This is a genomic window from Nocardia sp. NPDC050412 (genome assembly GCF_044458825.1).
In the GTDB taxonomy this organism is placed as follows: Bacteria; Actinomycetota; Actinomycetes; order Mycobacteriales; family Mycobacteriaceae; genus Nocardia.
Map to the genome: position 1 here is coordinate 295790 of NZ_JBITIJ010000008.1, position 16498 is coordinate 312287.

At 65.5% G+C, this 16498-nt stretch carries 10 protein-coding genes and 1 tRNA gene; 8 read left to right on the forward strand and 3 right to left on the reverse strand.

All coding sequences use genetic code 11. The annotated features are described in order from the left end of the window. Positions 1–6: 6 nt before the first annotated feature. The 5 genes from ACIBI6_RS24190 to ACIBI6_RS24210 all read left to right on the forward strand — a co-directional run bounded on the left by ACIBI6_RS24190 (position 7) and on the right by ACIBI6_RS24210 (position 7996). Positions 7–80 (forward strand) — tRNA-Pro (locus ACIBI6_RS24190). 487 nt (positions 81–567) lie between these two features. Then, positions 568–1275, forward strand: coding sequence for a GntR family transcriptional regulator (locus ACIBI6_RS24195; RefSeq protein WP_364359552.1), 708 nt, complete (start codon positions 568–570; stop codon positions 1273–1275). Positions 1276–1286: 11 nt separating this feature from the next. Continuing rightward, positions 1287–4937: an urea carboxylase gene (uca, locus tag ACIBI6_RS24200; protein WP_396957920.1), complete on the forward strand. Its 3651-nt coding sequence runs from the start codon at positions 1287–1289 to the stop codon at positions 4935–4937. Beyond that, positions 4934–6667 (forward strand): allophanate hydrolase, encoded by a 1734-nt coding sequence (atzF, locus tag ACIBI6_RS24205; protein WP_396957922.1) that lies wholly within the window; start codon positions 4934–4936, stop codon positions 6665–6667. The genes uca and atzF overlap by 4 nt, the downstream gene beginning before the upstream one ends. A gap of 90 nt (positions 6668–6757) precedes the next feature. After that, positions 6758–7996 (forward strand): FAD-dependent monooxygenase, encoded by a 1239-nt coding sequence (locus tag ACIBI6_RS24210; protein ID WP_396957924.1) that lies wholly within the window; start codon positions 6758–6760, stop codon positions 7994–7996. An 853-nt stretch (positions 7997–8849) separates the two neighbouring features. On the opposite strand, the gene ACIBI6_RS24215 is transcribed toward ACIBI6_RS24210, so the two are convergent. After that, positions 8850–10145 carry an AAA family ATPase gene (locus ACIBI6_RS24215; RefSeq protein WP_396957926.1) on the reverse strand — a complete coding sequence of 432 codons (1296 nt, stop codon included), beginning with the start codon at positions 10143–10145 and terminating at the stop codon, positions 8850–8852. A gap of 1233 nt (positions 10146–11378) precedes the next feature. On the opposite strand from ACIBI6_RS24215, the gene ACIBI6_RS24220 reads away from it, so the two are divergent. The 3 genes from ACIBI6_RS24220 (at position 11379) to ACIBI6_RS24230 (ending at position 14709) form a co-directional block, all read left to right on the forward strand. Further along, on the forward strand, positions 11379–12614 hold the full coding sequence (locus ACIBI6_RS24220) for an APC family permease (protein WP_396957928.1): 1236 nt from the start codon (positions 11379–11381) through the stop codon (positions 12612–12614). A gap of 71 nt (positions 12615–12685) precedes the next feature. Continuing rightward, the gene (locus tag ACIBI6_RS24225) at positions 12686–12901 is read left to right on the forward strand and encodes a hypothetical protein (RefSeq protein WP_396957930.1); all 216 of its coding nucleotides are present in this window, start codon (positions 12686–12688) and stop codon (positions 12899–12901) included. Between the two features lie 458 nt (positions 12902–13359). Further along, positions 13360–14709, forward strand: a complete 1350-nt coding sequence (locus ACIBI6_RS24230) for a serine hydrolase domain-containing protein (protein ID WP_396957932.1) — start codon at positions 13360–13362, stop codon at positions 14707–14709. Between the two features lie 91 nt (positions 14710–14800). On the opposite strand, the gene ACIBI6_RS24235 is transcribed toward ACIBI6_RS24230, so the two are convergent. Together ACIBI6_RS24235 and ACIBI6_RS24240 are read right to left on the reverse strand one after the other, a co-directional pair. Then, positions 14801–15133 carry a PaaI family thioesterase gene (locus tag ACIBI6_RS24235; RefSeq protein WP_396957934.1) on the reverse strand — a complete coding sequence of 111 codons (333 nt, stop codon included), beginning with the start codon at positions 15131–15133 and terminating at the stop codon, positions 14801–14803. A gap of 406 nt (positions 15134–15539) precedes the next feature. Continuing rightward, positions 15540–16451 (reverse strand): aminotransferase class IV, encoded by a 912-nt coding sequence (locus ACIBI6_RS24240; RefSeq protein WP_396957936.1) that lies wholly within the window; start codon positions 16449–16451, stop codon positions 15540–15542. Positions 16452–16498: the final 47 nt, after the last annotated feature.

A 16498-nucleotide genomic window follows, 5' to 3' on the forward strand; every position in this document is an offset into this window, starting at 1 on the left:
GCTTCACGGGGTGTGGCGCAGCTTGGTAGCGCGCTTCGTTCGGGACGAAGAGGTCGCAGGTTCAAATCCTGTCACCCCGACTCGTGGTTGAGACGAATGGTTCCGCCCCCGGCCCGCACAGGTCGGGGGCGGAGCTGTTTACGCTGGTTGGCCCGGCGGTCCGGGGTGGGCCACCACACCGCGCAGGCAATGACCGCTAGTAGCCCGCAGACCAGGGCGAGCAAGCCAACGATCACGAACGCATCCATCCATACCTCCCGAGACCTCTCGTAGGTGCACCCGGCGTCGTGACGGATCTGCACCGACCGGCGGCACGAAAGTGCGCGGCTGTCATCAGCCTGCTGGGACAATGTGTCCTGCGGTGGTGCGGCGACGTTGCCAAGTGTTGCTGTCTGCTCCCCCTCACTGTGCACCGCCGGTGCGAAATTCCGGAAGGCGGCGCGCCGAAGGAATGCGCGACGGTTCCGATATGTCCCTGGTCGTCCCATATGGGCGGTGAGCAGACTCTTACCGCTTGCTAACGTGCGGTCATCTCGATGAAACGCGAGGTCCATAGCGTATACACGCATGTCGACACGGGTGGCCACACTGGCGGATGCGGGGGGACGGCCGCTGCGAGACGTTGTTTATACGACTTTGCGCGGCGAGTTGATGAACGGTGATATCCGGTTCGGCGAGCGGCTGACCGAGCCCAAGCTGTCGACTCGGTTCGGTATCTCGCGCACGCCGGTCCGGGAGGCGCTGACCATGCTGTGCTCGGACGGGCTTTTACATCGGGAGGAATACGGCTTCACTCCGGTGCGGCCGAGCATTCCGCTGATCCGAGACCTGTACGAGCTGCGAATCACCTTGGAGCTCAGCGGAATTCAGCGCGCCATCGATAATCCGGCGGTCGTGCACGATCATGCGCTGCTGGCGGCCGAACGGGAGGCCTGGCTGGCCCTGCGGGCGGATCCGCCCGAGCAGGAGCCCGGTTTCGTGGTGCGCGACGAGGAGTTCCACGTCACGCTGCTGACGGCGGCGGGCAATGCCGAGCTGGTGCGTTCGCTGAAGGCGGTGAATTCGCGGATCCGGCATGTCCGGATGTACGACTTCATGGTCAACAACCGGATCGAGACCACCATTGCCGAGCATCTGGGAATTCTGGATGCCGTGCTGGCACAAGATCTTGCGCTGGCATACCGACTGCTGCACACGCACATCGGCGAATCGCTCGATGTCGTTCTCGATCGGGTCACGCGGGCCATTACCGCGATGTCCTTGGCAACTGAATAGGGAGTTTTTCGGTGACATTGGAATTCGATACAGTTCTGGTCGCCAATCGCGGCGAAATCGCCTGCCGGATCATGCGGACGGCGCATGCGCTCGGACTGAAGACCGTCGCCGTGTACTCCGATGCCGATGTCGGTGCCGCCCATGTCGAAATCGCCGATGTAGCAGTACATCTGGGGTCGAGTCCGGCGACCGAGTCGTACCTGCGCGCGGACCGGGTGATCGCAGCGGCGCTGTCGACGGGTGCGGGTGCGATTCATCCCGGATACGGATTCCTTTCGGAGAATGCGGATTTCGCTGCGGCGGTGACCGATGCCGGGATCGCATTCGTCGGGCCGACGCCGGAGCAATTGCGCATCTTCGGCGATAAGCACACCGCCCGCGAGACGGCCAAAGCCGTTGGGGTGCCATTGATTCCGGGCACCGGGCTGCTCGAATCGGCCGAGCACGCGGTTGCCGAGGCCGAGCGTATCGGCTATCCAGTAATGCTCAAGGCCGTCGGTGGCGGCGGCGGCATCGGCATGCAGGCCTGCGAAAATGCCGATGAGCTGCGGTCGGCCTATGCGCGTGTGCAGCGTTTGGCCGCGACACATTTCTCCTCGACCGGTGTCTTCCTGGAGCGGTTCGTGGCGCGGGCCAGGCATGTCGAGGTGCAGCTGTTCGGTGACGGTCACGGGCGTGTGGTGAGCCTCGGCACCAGGGATTGTTCGCTGCAGCGGCGTAATCAGAAGGTGCTGGAGGAAGCGCCCGCACCCGAACTCGCGCCGGAGCTGTCAGAGCAGTTGCTCGCGGCGTCGCGGGAGTTGGCCAGGTCGGTCGGGTACCGATCGGCGGGCACGGTGGAATTCGTCTACGACATCGAGCGCGGTGCGGCCTCGTTCCTCGAGATGAATACCCGGCTGCAGGTCGAGCATCCGGTGACCGAGGCGATCACTCGGATCGATCTGGTCGGGTGGATGCTGCGGCTGGCGGGTGGGGACAGCTCGATGGTCGACGAACTGCCCGAGACCGGACCGGTGATCAGCGGATGGGCCGTGCAGGCGCGGGTCTACGCCGAGGATCCGGGACACGATTACCGACCGAGCGCCGGGCTGATCACTTCGGCTACGTTTCCGGTGGATACCGGGGTTCGCATCGATACCTGGGTCACGACGGGCACCGAGGTCAGTCCGTATTACGACCCGCTGCTCGCGAAGGTGATCACCTCGGGAGCCGCGCGCGCGGCCGCCTTCGCGGAATTGAGCGATGCGCTGGTGGCGACCAGGATCTACGGGGTCCAAACGAATCTGCCCCAGTTGCGGGCGGCGAGCGCAGATCCCGTGGTGCTAGCCGCGGACCATGTCACGACCACGCTGGCCGATATCCGACCCGCCAGCCATCGCATCGATGTGCTGCGCGCAGGCACGATGACCACGATTCAGGATCATCCGGGCCGAATCGGCCTGTGGCAGGTCGGAATTCCGCCGTCGGGCCCGATGGATGATCTGTCGTTCACCCTGGCGAATATCGCCGTCGGCAACCCATCCGGGGTACCCGCGCTGGAATGTACGCTGCATGGTCCCCGACTGCTTTTCACCGATACGACCGTGGTGTGCGTGACGGGCGCCTCGGCGCCGGTCACGGTGGATGAACGGCCGATCCGGATGTGGCAGCCGGTGACCGTCCCGGCCGGGTCGGTGCTCGATATCGGCGCACCGTCGGACGCCGGCCTGCGCACCTACCTCGCGGTGCGCGGTGGCATCGATGCACCGCTCTATCACGGCAGCGCCGCAACCTTCACGCTCGGCGGTTTCGGCGGCAGCACCGGTAAAGCAATTGTCGCGGGTGACGTGCTGGGAGTCGTCAGGGATCGACCCGAACTCGCTGAGCCGCAAGAGGTTCCGCTCGACGAACGACCCCGATTCACGCATGTCTGGCAACTGGCCGTCGGTATCGGACCACAGACCGCGCCAACCTATTTCACCGACGCGGATATGGACCAATTCTATTCGCACCCTTGGAAAGTCGGCAGTCATGCGAATCGCACCGGTATCAGGCTGGAGGGTCCGAAGCCGACCTGGTCGCGCACCGACGGCGGCGATGCGGGGCTGCATCCGTCGAATCTGCACGACAACCCGTACAGCGTAGGAACATTGAATGTCTCCGGTGATACCCCGATCCTGCTCGGTCCGGACGGTCCGAGCCTCGGCGGCTTCGCCTGCCCGCTGACCGTGATCTCGGCGCATCGCTGGAAGCTCGGCCAGTTACGTCCCGGGGATACCGTCCGCTTCGTGCCCGTCGACGATGCCCGGGCCACGGCGCTGCGCCGTTCGAACGCCGCCCGCGCCGAGGCCGATGCCCCATCTGCGACACCGAGCCTGCTCACCGGTTCCCGCGCGCCGGTCGGACTGGACGATCGCGGCATCCTCGGCACCGTCGCGGCGGGTGCGGATCGTCCGCCGGTCGCCTATTTGCGCGGCGGCGATGACAATATCCTGGTCGAATACGGCGAGAGGGTGCTGGATCTCGGCCTGCGCATGCGGGTACACGCACTCGCCGAGGCATTGGCGGGCACCGGCCTCCCGGGCATCATCGATGTGACACCGGGTGTCCGTTCGCTGCACATCCATTTCGATCCCGAGGTGCTGCCGCAGTATCGGTTGCTCGGCAGGCTGACCGACCTCGAATCCGAACTGCCCGCCACCCACGACCTCGTGGTGCCCAGTCGCACGATTCGATTGCCGTTGTCGTTCGACGATCCCTCGATTGCCGAGGCCATCGATCGATACCGCAGCGGGGTCCGCGATACCGCGCCGTGGCTGCCCTCGAATATCGAGTTCATCCGCCGCATCAATGGCCTCGACAGCATCGCGGATGTGCGTGCCGCGGTATTCGACGCGGAGTACCTGGTGCTCGGCCTCGGTGACGTATACCTCGGTGCACCGCTCGCGGTTCCGCTCGATCCGCGACATCGGTTGGTCACCACCAAGTACAATCCGGCACGCACCTGGACGCCATCGGATGCGGTTGGTATCGGCGGCAAGTACCTCTGCGTATACGGCATGGCCTCACCGGGCGGCTATCAACTGATCGGCCGGACGGTGCCGATCTGGTCCAGCTACCGGCAATCCGCGCCATTCGAAGCAGGCACCCCATGGCTGTTTCGATTCTTCGACCGGATCGTCTGGGAGCCGGTGACTGCTGAGCAGTTGCTCGAGCAGCGCGCGGCCGCCGCAGCGGGGCGTTTCGACGCCGAGGTCGGCGATGGCACCTTCGCACTCGCCGACCATCTGCGACTGCTCGCCCAAAATGCGGAAGCCATAACGGAATTCGAGGCCAAACAGGCCATCGCCTTCGATGCGGAGAAGCAGGCCTGGCGCGCCGCAGGGGAATTCGAGCAGAGCGCGACCGCCGAGAGCGCACCGGAACCCGTGACCGACCCACTGGCCGGACTACCGCCGGACGCGACGGTGGTCACCGCACCGATGATCGGCAATGTCTGGCGGGTGGAGGTCGAGGTGGGCCAACGCCTCGGCGCGGGCGATCCGGTGGCCATCCTGGAGGCGATGAAACTCGAACTGCCGGTGCACAGCCCGGGCACCGGCACGGTACTGAAGGTGCTGGCCGCACCAGGCGCGAAAGTCGAACCGGGAACCCCACTAGCAGTGATCGGAGCCGCCGAATGACCTCAGGTGTCCTAGGCAATACCGAAGTCCACGGCACGCCCACCGCACGGGTCGCGGCAGCGTATCGGCGGATCGCAGAGGTCGATCGGCCGGAGGTGTGGATCACGCTGCGCGTCGAGTCCGATGTCGCCGCCGAGGCCGCGGCCGTTGAGCGACGGGTCGCCGCAGGTGAATCCTTGCCGCTGGCAGGGGTATTGGTCGCGGTCAAGGACAATATCGATGTAGCGGGGCTACCGACGACCGCGGCCTGTCCCGAATTCGCCTACACCGCCGAGGTCACGGCGGCGGCGGTCGAGCGCCTGGTCGCGGCGGGGGCACTGGTCCTCGGTAAAACGAATCTGGATCAGTTCGCAACGGGGCTCGTCGGTACTCGCAGCCCCTACGGCGCGGTGCGTCACGCGCACGATCCGGAGTTGATCTCCGGCGGGTCCAGTTCCGGATCGGCGGTCGCCGTGGCGCTGGGTGTCGCGGATATCGGGATCGGTACGGACACCGCGGGTTCCGGACGTGTCCCGGCCGCACTGCACGGAATCGTAGGTATCAAAGCCACTTTGGGGATCATTCCCGCGCACGGTGTGGTCCGAGCGTGTGCGGACTACGACGCCGTGACGGTCTTCGCCACTGACCTCGAGCGCGCGGTCCGAGCGGCCGCTGTCATGGCCGGACCGGAATCGCGGGATCCGCGCAGCCGGTCCTGGCCCGCCGATGTAGCGCTCGCCGCACCGCAGACGATCCGGCTCGCGGTTCCCCGCGCCGAAGATCTCGTCACGCTCAGTGATCCGTACCGAGATGCCTTCGCCCGCACTGTATCCGCGCTGTCGAGCGGCGGGATCACGACCGAAGAGGTCGATATCTCCGGGATGCTCGATGCCGCACTCCTGCTCTACGACGGCGCGATCGTCGCCGAACGCTATGCGGCCGTCGGGGCGTTCCTCGATACCGCACCGGCGAGTGCCGATCCCACCGTGACGGCGATCATCAATGCCGCGCGAGCCACGACAGGCCCCGGATTCGCGGCCGATCTGGATACCCTCGCGAAGGCCAAGGCCGCCGCGGCACAGACATTGCGGGGATTCGCCGGACTGCTGTTACCGACGACCACGGAGCATCCGAGTATCGCCGCGGTACAAGCGGATCCGTTCGGCATCAACCGTCGACTGGGCACGTTCACGAACTTCTGCAATCTCCTGGATATGGCGGCCGTCGCCGTCCCCGGCCAACCCACCGCGACCGGTGCGCCGTTCGGGGTGATGGTCGTGACGCCCGCCTTCACCGATCAGGTCGCCGTCGATATCGCCGCCCGCATCGTCGGCGAGGACATTCCCCCGGCATTGGTCGAAGACGGTGTCGAACTGGCCGTCTTCGGCGCGCACCTGCGCGGCCAGCCGCTGCACTGGCAGCTGGAGGAGATCGGCGCGCGCTTCACCGGCGAGATCCGCACCACCGACGCGTACCGCCTGACCGCACTGGACACCACACCCCCGAAACCAGGACTGGTGCGCCACGGCTCGGGACTCGGTGCGCCGATCCTCGGCGAGCTGTTCCGGGTATCGGCGGCGGGGCTCGGTCGCTTCCTCGCCGCGCTGCCCGCGCCGATGGCCTTGACCAGTATCGAACTCTCCGACGGACGTGCGGTTATCGGCTTCGCCTGCACCTACGACGCCGCACGATCTGCCACCGACATCACCTCATTCGGCGGCTGGAAGGCCTACATGCAAGACCAGCACTGACTCATCCGTCTTACACATTTGTACTAGACAAACGTGCAACTCGTCTGTTAGACATATGTGCAAGACATTCGAGCCAGTGAGGAACAGATCATGAGCAACACCAACCCCGCCGCCAACCGCCCACGGGTCCTCGTCTGCGGCGGCGGCATCGGCGGTAATGCCGTTGCCCTGCAACTGCTCCGGGCCGGGATCCAGGCCACCGTGGTCGAGCGGGCGGCCGCGCCCCGACCGGGCGGCCAGGCCGTGGACCTGCGCGGTCCGAGCGTGGAGGTGGCACAGCGGATGGGGCTCATGCCGGGCATCCGCAAATCCCAACTGGACGAGCGCGGCATGGTTTTCGTGGACAGCGAGGGCAAGGAGCTGCTGCGCATGGCCGCGGAGGTCTTCGAGGGTAAGGGCGCGGTCGCGGAGATCGAGATCACGCGCGGCGACCTGAACCAGGTCCTGCTCGATCTGCTCGACGAGGCGGGCGGCATCGACTACCGCTACGGCGAATGGGTTACCGAGATCAGTCAGGACGGCGCGGGCGCGGATGTCACCTTCGCCTCCGGCAGCACCGAACGGTTCGACATCGTGATCGGCGCGGACGGACTGCATTCCTCGACCCGTCGCCTGGTCTTCGGCCCGGAGGAGGATTTCTCCACCTACCTCGGCGGCTATATGTCCTTCTTCACGCTGCCGACGCCCGACTATGCCGAGCAGCACTGGATCGCGATGAATTCCCTGGTCGGCGCGACCGGTGTGGGACTGCGTCCGGATGCCGATCCTGCCACTTGCAAGGCACTGGTCGTCATTCGCGACGCCGCGAATCCGGCGCTGCGTCGTGATGTCGCGGCACAGCAGCAGCTCATCCGTGAGCGACTGGTCGACGGCGGCACGATCGCGAGCACCGTCCGCGATGCAATGGCCACCGCCGACGATTTCTACTTCGACGAATTGGCCCGCATCGACGTGCCGAACTGGTCCAAGGGCCGCGTGGTGCTGCTCGGCGACGCGGGCTACTGCGGTTCGCCGCTCACTGGACAGGGCACCGCGATGGCACTGGTCGGCGCGTACGTGCTGGCCGGTGAAATCGCCGCGCACGCAACCGATCCCGAAGCGGCGCTGGCCCGCTATGAAGAGGTACTGCGGCCGTTCGTCGCCACCGCGCAGGAATTGCCGCCGGGTGGCCTGCGCTCGATGACGCCCAAATCCCGCTTCGGCATCCGCGCGGGCCTGTTCGTCAGCAGGCTGATGACCACCAAGATCATGAAGCCGCTCATGATGAAGATGCTCACCAAGACCGAGAGCTACGAACTGCCCGACTACTTGCTCCAGACCGTCGGCTGACCGCTCGAGGCCCGGCCGGGCCGGTCACCCCTCGTGAACCGGCCCGGCTACATACACCCTTGGATGGGATCGTCGGCGCGCACCGAATGGTTACCTTCGGCAGCGGCGACTCAGTGCGCCGGTCAGCTCCGGGAAGAGCCATCCGAAGTGGTTGCCCCCGATAAGAGCGCCAGCCGGGCCGGTCACCCCTCGTGGACCGGCCCGGCTGGCACTACCCCCGAAACGCGACCTGTTACCCCTCGTGAACAGGTCGAGTCCGGTTCCCCACCCCGGTGGTGGCTTGTGTTGCGGTGTTGACACAAACAATGCCGTCGCGGGCTTGTTGGGCACTTAAGAAGACCTTGCAGGAGAAAAACCGCAGGTAGTCGCGTTATTTATGGAAGATCCCGACAAGTTTGCGGCGCGTTGGCGCGAATCGGCGGATGATGGTGGATAAGGGCGCCAAGGAGATTGGAGCGGCGATGGAAACCGTGGTTGTCTGGGTGCTGGCCTGCCTGCTCTATTGGTGGGGCCTGTTGTAATTCCGAGACCTGGGGCCCGTGGCATCCTGCCCCCCATATAACGAAACGCTCCGCCTCCGACCGAAATGGTCGGGGGCGGAGCTGTTTTCGGACATGCGGTACCAGGCGTCCAGTCGGGCGCGGACACCTTCCTCGACGCGTTTGCCGAGTTCGGCGTGCACGCTCTTCCAGTCTGTCAAGAATTAGAAATGATCAAGAAAAGCGTCTGCCATGCTGGTAAGCCAGCGGATGCAGTGGCGGTCACGGCAGGGACCGGTCGCCTGCGCGCTTCGAGACGCGCCCCTCCGCCGGACGAAGTGCGGGTTGGTAGCGGCCGCGCGAACAGGCCGCGCCTACTTCAAGCGGAACTTCTTGGCTCGCATGTACTTCGCGAGTTCGTCGTAGGCGCCGTCGCCATTGGCGAATTCGATTACGTTGCGTGCGGATTCGAACCAGGGCCCCGCGCTCGGCTTGATCTGACTCAGCGCGGCCTCGATATCGGCCATGCCGACCGGGCGCACGGTGCCGGTGCTGATCGAATCGGCCATCGCCAATTGCGTTGCCGAGGTGCAGATGTGGGCCAGATCGGCACCGGAGAAGCCGTCGGTGCGCCGCACGATGGCCGGGAGATCAATGCCCGCGACGGGACGATCCTCGAGGTGGTAGTGCAGAATCGCCTGGCGCGCTTGGGGATCCGGCAGGCCGACCAGGATCATCCGGTCGAACCGACCGGGGCGGCGCAGGGCGACATCGAGGTCCCACGGGTGGTTGGTGGCACCGAGGATGTAGACGCCGTCGTTGCTGCGGGTTGCCGAATCCATTTCACTCAGTAGCTGATTCACCACATTGCGCATCCAGGTCGAACCAGCCATCTGACTGCGCTTGTGCCCGAGAGCGTCGACCTCGTCGAGGAACAGCACACAAGGCGCATTGCGGCGGGCCATTTCGAAGACCTCGTGCAGATTGCGCTCACCGGACCCGTGATAGATATCGAGGATGTCGGCGATTTCGATCGGATAGAAATTCGCGCCGAGTTCACCTGCGACCGCCGAGGCGATGAAGGTCTTACCGCAGCCGGGCGGGCCATAGAGCAGCAGTCCACCGCGCGCGGAGGTGCCGAAAGCCTTGGCGAATCCGGGATTGCGGATCGGGCCGAGCAGGGTGAGTTCGAGCTGACGCTTCACATCCTGCATCCCGCCGACATCGGCCAGCTTGACGGTGGGCTTTTCGAACACGCCGACATCGGAGTCGCTGACGTATTCGCGCGAGCCCTCATTGATGAACGCCGGGGCGATGATGTCACCGACCTGCTCTTCGGCAGCGATCCAATCATATTGCAGCGGTGCGTCTTTCGCCTCATCCGGTGCCGACTCGGTCGAAGGTGCGCGCTCCGTACGAGGGGATCGAATTTCGCTGGGCACCTGAACGCCCGGCGCACCACCCGCGAGCGCAATCGTGCACTGCTGCAACAACTCCAGTACCCGAGCGTGCCCCGGTTCCTGGGCGAGCGCCGTCGCACACTGGGCCAGCGCCTCGGCATGGCGACCACGATCGATCAACAGCTCGACCACCCGCACCCGCAGCGCGAGCACCTCCGGACTGCGCTCCAACGCGGCCAGCATTTCGATCAGTACCAGATCATCGGACAAACCGATCCCCCCTGTTCACCTCATGAGCTCGTTGATTCTAGATTGCGATACCCGAGTCCGTACCGCCCCGAACCGCCACCCACGGGCTGCCGACAGTGCCAGGACCCGCTCGTCGAGCGGACATCCCGCATCTGATCACAGTCGGGCGGCGCGGTGCGGCGCAGGCGTGCCGTCCGCAGGACCTGCCCATCGAGCGGCCATACCGCGTCTGATCACGGTCGCTGGGCGCGGGGTGCGGTGCACGCGTGCCGTCCGCAGGACCTACCGCGGCAATCCCGCACCTGATCACAGTCGGCGCGGCGCAGGCATGCCGTCCACAGGACCTACCGCGGCAATCCCGCACCTGATCACAGTCGGCGCGGCGCAGGCATGCCGTCCACAGGACCTACCGCAGCAATCCCACATCTGATCACAGTCGCTGGACGTACGGTGCGGTGCACGCGGGGCCGTCCACAGGACCTGCCCATCGAGCGGCCATACCGCATCTGATCACGGTCGCTGGGCGCGCGGTGCGGTGCGCGCATCCACAAGACCTACCGCAGCAATCCCGCATCTGATCACGGGCGGCGCGGCGTGGCGCACGCGTGCCATCCACAGGACCTACCCATCGAACGGCCATCCCGCATGTGATCACAGCCGCTGGGCGCAGGCGTGCCGTCCGCGGATCTGCCGATGTGTATCCGGCCTCGAGTGCGAAGACATCGGCTTCTGCCGTAAAGGCAAAGGCCGGGGTGCCAGCCCACGCTGGCGCGTCGGGTCGCGAAGCCGCTGCATCCTCCGGTGTCTCGGCGCGCATTCGCGACCGGCCTGAATGACGACGCAACTCGGGGAAGCTCAGCGGGTGCATATCGGTCGGTCCAGGGTCTGTGGCCGCAGTATCCATCCGTGCCTTACAGGCGGGTTTGCGCCGCACAGGTCAGCTGAGAATCCCGAGGACGTGTCGGCGGGATCCGACCAGACGAGTTTCGTGGTGCGCATCACATCCGAATTCGTGGAATACATCCGGCCTGCGGACCGTTGATCACCTCTGTCGGCGTCCGGACAGCCCCGGGCCTCACCCCATTTGTCGCTACGAGCGACCACTCGCCGAGAGGCGCTTGTGGGACGTCGGCACTCGAGTCGTGACGTTGGCGTGGCGTCCGGCGACTCAGCGCCGCCAGGTTTACCAACCTGGCGGCGTTTCGCATTTCCGCTCGATTCGTGGTCGAGGGCGGTGTGGTCGATGATGCAGCAATGGCAACGCACGGCGACGCGCTGCGACGCAGGCTCGGACTAACCGACTCCGTGGTCATCGGACTCGGGTCCATGGTCGGTGCGGGCATCTTCGCCGCGCTTGCTCCCGCGGCGGGCGCGTCGGGCAGTTGGCTGCTGCTCGCCTTGGCGGTGGCCGCACTGGTGGCGTACTGCAATGCGACCTCCTCGGCGCGGCTTGCCGCGCGGTATCCGGTGTCGGGCGGGACATATGTGTACGGGCGCGAGCGTCTGGGTGCGTTCTGGGGATATCTGGCCGGGTGGGGATTCGTCGCGGGTAAGACCGCATCGTGTGCCGCGATGGCGCTGACGGTGGGCGGATACGCGTGGCCGGAACATTCGCGGGTCGTCGCGGTCGCGGCGGTTTTCGCGATCACCGCGATCAACTACACCGGTGTGCAGAAATCGGCGCTGGCCACCCGGATCATCGTGGCGGCGGTTCTGACCGTGCTGGCAGTGGTCGTCGGGGTGGGCTTGTTCGGAAACCAGTCCGCCGCAACAACTCTGGCCGACCGGATCGGTCCGCGCGGGGTCTTGCAGGCCGCGGGATTACTGTTCTTCGCCTTCGCGGGATATGCCCGCATCGCCACCCTCGGCGAGGAGGTGCGCGATCCGCGACGCACGATTCCACGGGCCATCATGATCGCGCTCGGGCTCGCGCTGGCGGTCTATGCGCTGGTGGCGGTGGCCGCGCTCGAGGTGCTCGGGTCGGCGGGGCTCGCGCAGGCGATCGATCCGCTGGCCAGGGTCGTCTCGACGGCGGGGGTGTCTGGGTTGGCACCGTTGGTCCGGGTGGGTGCAGTGCTCGCGGCGGCCGGATCGCTGCTCGCGTTGATACTCGGCGTTTCGCGGACAGTGCTTGCGATGGCACGCGACAGACATCTGCCGGGTGCGCTGGCCGCGGTGCATGCGCGCTTCGGTGTGCCGCATCGGGCCGAGTTGGCGGTCGGTGCGGTGGTTGCGGTGGTCGTGGGAACCGTCGATCTGCATGCGACCATTGAGTTTTCGTCGTTCACAGTGCTGGTGTATTACCTGATCGCCAATGTTTCGGCGGCGACATTGACCGAGGATCGTCCGCCACGCTGGGTACCGTTCGTCGGCGCGACCGGGTGCGTGGTCGTCGGGCTGTCACTGCCGCTCGGTGCGGTGCTGACCGGACTCGTAGTCCTGGGTGTGGGCGCAGGCTGGTTCGCTGTGCGGACAGCTCGTCACGCATGATGCTGATACCCAGCGGGATCGCGCCGATCGGCGGTTGGCGGGTCGAGCGGAACCGTGGAGCGTGGCGACCGATGGTTGAGGCTGCGCTCGTCTCGGCGCTCTGCGAGGGGTGGTTGATGATTGTCGCGGGCTCGCGGCTGATGCGTGACCCGTTGCGCGAGAAGCTGCTTGCCCGACACATGCCGCTGACGCTTGTGGTCGGGACGGTCATCGCCTGCGGTGTCGGGACACTCGTGCACATGCGCAATGCACCGCGACAACGGTTCATTGTCCGGACACGCCGCTGACCTCGAGCGAAACTGAGCGGAATCACGCTCCTCACCGCCGGCGCAGACCGGTTCACTGTCCGGACACGCCGCTGACCTCGAGCGAAACTGAGCGGAATCACGCTCCTCACCGCCGGCGCAGACCGGTTCACTGTCCGGACACGCCGCTGACCTCGAGCGAAACTGAGCGGAATCGCGGTCCTCATCGCCGGCGCAGACCGGTTCACTGTCCGGACACGCCGCTGACCTCGAGCGAAACTGAGCGGAATCGCGGTCCTCATCGCGAGCCGCGGACTGGTTCGTTGTGCGGACACGCTACAGACGTCGTCCGAGAAGGAGCCGCCGTGCGGAGCGAATTGCGGGCGTGGCGCGTGGCCGATGCGCTATGACGGCGATCGGCGCGCCGAGTTGGCAATTGACTGGGACGCATTCAGCCTGTTGCCCGGTCTGGCGTGGTCTGGCGCGATAGCCTCATGCGCATGGGGCGCATCTACGGATTCCTGGCCGGAATCGCGGCGGTATCGCTGGTTGTGGGAAGCGTCTTCGCCGGGGGTGCGCAAGCCGCGCACACCGAGCAGCTGTCATGTGGCGTGTCTTCCGGGCGGGAGCCGGAACGGGCGGCGCCGGAACAGGTTGGACTGGATGCGGGGCGGCTCGCGCAGGCATTGGAGTTCGCGAGCGGGCGTAATCGGTTGAATGTGCAGGTGTTCCGGCACAACTGCTTGATCGGCGAGGGACCGACGAACGACCAGACCGGCAATGTCGCCTGGAATATCTGGAGTGCGACGAAAAGCGTAGTTTCCGTGCTCGCCGGAATAGCCTGGGATCAGGGGAAACTCGATATCGAAGCGCCGATCGATCGGTATCTGCCGCCGGGACTCGGTGATGAGCAGCATCGGTCGATCACCGTGCAGAATCTGCTGACCGAATCCTCTGGCATGAAGGTGGGTGTGCTCACCGAGGGCGTCACCGGGGTGATTCCGCTCGATCCGAATAGTGCCGTACAGGCGCTCGGGGTGCCGTTGGACAATCCGCCCGGCGCGGCATTCAGCTACAGCCAGCGCAATGTCGATCTGCTCGCCTATGTCATCGAATTGGCCGTCGGGGAACCGCTGCGGCAGTTCGCGCAGCGTGAGCTTTTCGATCCGCTCGGTATCGAACGCGGCGACTATTACTGGGCGCGTGATCGCGCTGGGCACACCTATGGATACGCCCACCTGATGATCCCGCCGAACGATTTCGCCAAACTCGGGTTGCTGGTGAGCAATAACGGGAGCTGGGGCGGACAGCAAATCGTTTCGCAGACGTATCTGCGCAAGGCACGCCAACCGTCAGCGGCGAACGAGTGCTATGGCTATCTGTTCTGGATCGGACCGGGATGCGCTGAGACCCCCGACTACCTGCCCGCCGACGTCTACTCGATGTCGGGACTCGGCTTGCAGAACGTCTTCATCATTCCGAGCCTGGATTTGACGGTGGTATGGACCGGAGTCTTCGGAGATGTCAGCAACGAGGGCATTTCGGGGATTGTGCAGAACACCGCGGAATTGCCGTACGAATTTTTCCGTCGGCTGTTCGCGGCCTTCGAAGTCCGTCCGGTGCCCGATCCGGGACCGTATGTGGAGCCGCCGCTGCGTCTGGATCCGAGGCGGTTCGTGGATACGAATCTGCTGCTGGCGGTCTTCGGCATCGGGCCTGCGGCATATCCGGGCTGCAATGTCTTCAGCTGCCTGAACTATCCGTTGGCGCCACCGTTCGCCGACACCGCACCCGGGTGCGCCATTCTGGTGTGCCTCGGTCCGGATCCGCGCACGCCGGGCATCCGCTGAATCACACGCCGAAGAACGGGATATCGCCTTCCTTTGCGCCCTCTGCGAAGAAGTGATCCGGCGAGACCGCGATGAAGGGCATTGCCCTCGGCTATGCGTTCACCGTCGTGTTCGAGGCGAGCGTGAATATGCAATTTGCGCTAGCCTTCGCGCCGCTCGATCGGTGCAGCGGTGCGGGAAGCACATAGTTCACCTCGAGCTTCGCGGTGACCGCTGGCACGCACATGGCGCTCGGCACCGTGCCGGATGCCTCGTCGAGTATCGCGGCGATGACACCGCCGTGCGCGACACCCGGTGCGCCCTGGTGGCGCTCGTCGAGGGTGAAACGACCGATGACGTGGTCGTTCTCGAGATTCAGTGCGATGCCGACCGCCGCCGGATTGGGTGGTCCGCAGCCGAAGCAGCCGTCCACATGCAGCGGCACCGGACAGTCGGGCGCAGGTCACCGCAGTGGTGCAGGCCATGATGGATTTCTTCCTGGCCGCGCCTGCCAAAGGGAAAGATCCTGTCCACCAAGGCATATGGACATCCGCCCGTTGCCGAGCGGCGGCTCGCCCGCTCGGAGGACGTGTCCCGCGCGTTCCGCGGGATCCTGTCGCAGCTGGTTCCCGACCGCGATCCGGACGATCTCGCCGTCGACCTCGCCGCGCGCTGGTCGGTGCGTTCGGTGACACAGTCACCGCCTGGATCCAGCAGGCGCTGCCCTACCCCGGGACAAATTCGTGCACGACAACGTGGAACTGTTCCTCAGCACCATCGCCGCCCTCGAGCACTTGTGACGGGCATCCGCAATGGATCGAAGGCATCGACGGGAATCCACTCCGTCGCGGTCAGAGGGAGGTGAGCCAGTTGTGATGGGTATCGGTGCGGAGGGCGGCGGTGTGGCGTTTGCGGAGGGTTTGGGTGAGGGGGCCGGGGTGGCCGTCGGTGATGAGGCGGCCGTCGACTTCGGTGACCGGTGAGGTGCCGGATGAGGTGCCGGTGACGAAGACCTCGTCGGCTATGTAGAGCTCGGTCAGGTCGATGGTGCGTTCGACGATCGGGATGCCGTCTTCGGCGGCGAGGGTGAGGATGGTGCGGCGGTTGATGCCGTCGAGAATGTCGCAGGACACATCCGGGGTGATCAGGGTGCCGTTGCGGACGAGGAAGATATTGGCGGCACTGAGTTCGCAGACGTGGCCGTTGCCGTCCAGGAAGATGCAGTCGTCGTATCCGCTGTCGATGGCGTCCTGTTTGGCGAGTACCGAATTGACGTACGCGCCATTGACTTTCGCGCGCGATGGAATCGCATTGTCCGGAATGCGCCGCCACGGACTGGATTTCAGCCGCATACCCTCCTGGGGCACGATCGGCACCGCGTCGTAGACGAAAATGCTGACCTGGATGGCGCAGCCGCGGACCCGAGTGCCCGGAATCGATTCGACGACATGCACTGTTGCGCGGACGAATACGTCCTCGGTCGGCGCATTGGCTGCGATCAGGTCGATGACCGCGGTGCGGAATCGGGCGAAGTCCCATTCGGCGGCGAACCGGTCGATGCCGATGATCTTGCAGGATTCCTCGAGTCGCCGGAAATGGTCGTCGAGCCGAAATGCCGTACGCGCCGATCCATCCACAAGCACCGGGAGCACTGTGTACACACTCAGGCCGTACAGCACCGCCGACGATGCGACAGCGACCGACGCCTGCTCCGCGTCGACGAGCCGGTCGCCGAAGTACACCTGTGGATAAGGATTCGCCATCGGCGCAGGCTAGCAGTCGGTACCCGGGCGAAGCGACGGAATTTCGG

What these genes read in the sequence shown, in the direction of transcription:
- atzF (WP_396957922.1), top strand. Translation starts at nt 4,934, where the DNA reads ATGACCTCAGGTGTCCTAGGCAATACCGAAGTCCACGGCACGCCCACC.
- ACIBI6_RS24225 (WP_396957930.1), top strand. Translation starts at nt 12,686, where the DNA reads ATGGTTGAGGCTGCGCTCGTCTCGGCGCTCTGCGAGGGGTGGTTGATG.
- ACIBI6_RS24220 (WP_396957928.1), top strand. Translation starts at nt 11,379, where the DNA reads ATGGCAACGCACGGCGACGCGCTGCGACGCAGGCTCGGACTAACCGAC.
- ACIBI6_RS24210 (WP_396957924.1), top strand. Translation starts at nt 6,758, where the DNA reads ATGAGCAACACCAACCCCGCCGCCAACCGCCCACGGGTCCTCGTCTGC.
- ACIBI6_RS24195 (WP_364359552.1), top strand. Translation starts at nt 568, where the DNA reads ATGTCGACACGGGTGGCCACACTGGCGGATGCGGGGGGACGGCCGCTG.
- ACIBI6_RS24230 (WP_396957932.1), top strand. Translation starts at nt 13,360, where the DNA reads ATGGGGCGCATCTACGGATTCCTGGCCGGAATCGCGGCGGTATCGCTG.
- ACIBI6_RS24240 (WP_396957936.1), bottom strand. Translation starts at nt 16,451, where the DNA reads ATGGCGAATCCTTATCCACAGGTGTACTTCGGCGACCGGCTCGTCGAC.